This window comes from Amycolatopsis sp. A133, assembly GCF_031082405.1.
Classification (GTDB): Bacteria; Actinomycetota; Actinomycetes; order Mycobacteriales; family Pseudonocardiaceae; genus Amycolatopsis.
Genome location: NZ_JAVHJU010000013.1, coordinates 1 through 1,006, shown reverse-complemented (window position 1 = coordinate 1,006; position 1,006 = coordinate 1). Strand labels below are relative to the sequence as shown.

General features: G+C 62.6%; 1 protein-coding gene. It reads left to right on the top strand.

Annotation, left to right across the window (positions count from 1 at the left end; genetic code table 11):
- The coding region (locus tag Q5425_RS13835; protein ID WP_308672606.1) for an IS30 family transposase at positions 1–979 on the top strand (979 nt) is incomplete at its 5' end.
- Positions 980–1,006 lie beyond the last annotated feature (27 nt).

Here is a 1,006-nt window from a genome sequence, read left to right as displayed (position 1 = left end):
TCGCCGAGCGGCCGGCGAGGGTATTCGAGCCATCGCGAGGGCGATCGGCCGGTCGCCCTCGACCGTCAGCCGCGAACTCACCCGTGGTACTCGTCGGCCGAAGACCGGCTACCGGGCGACTGTCGCTCAAGCGCTGGCCGACAACCGTGCTCGTCGTCCCAAAATGGCGTTGCTTCGCCGTGATACCCGATTACGCGCCTATGTTGAGCGGCAGCTGGTGCTCAAGCACAGTCCCGAGCAGATCAGTCAACGGTTGCTGATCGACTTTCCTGACGATCCGGAGATGCGTGTGTCCCACGAAACGATCTATCAGTCGGTCTACGTTCAGGGGCGAGGCGCGCTGAAACGTGAACTGGCGCAGTGTTTGCGAACCGGTCGCGCGCTGCGCAAGCCTCACCGCAAGGCCGACGAGCGTCGCAGCCGGCATGCTGGTGCTGTCTCGATCAGCGAGCGGCCGTCTGAAGTTGAGGATCGAGCGGTACCGGGGCATTGGGAGGGTGACCTCATCACCGGGGCCGGAAACGGCTCTGCTATCGGCACGCTCGTCGAGCGAGCCACTGGGTTCGTCATGTTGTTGCATTTGCCGAACACGCACAAGGCCCTTGATGTCCAGGAAGCGATGACGGCGACGATGTCCAGGTTGCCGCGGACGTTGCGCCGGACATTGACGTGGGATCAGGGACAGGAGATGGCCAACCACATCCAGATCGCTGCGGCGACCGACCTGGACATCTATTTCTGCGACCCGCACTCGCCTTGGCAGCGCGGAACCAACGAGAACACGAACGGCCTTCTCCGGCAGTACTTTCCGAAGTTCACCGACCTGTCGGGTTACCACCCGGACTACCTCGAGTTCGTCGCTGCCGAACTCAACAATCGGCCACGCAAACGCCTCGGATGGCGCAGCCCCGCCGAAGCACTCGATCAGCTACTCTCACAGCCAGACAGCAATCCACCCGGTGTTGCGCTGACCAGCTGAATCCACCCTGCGATGAAGTGCTTGTAC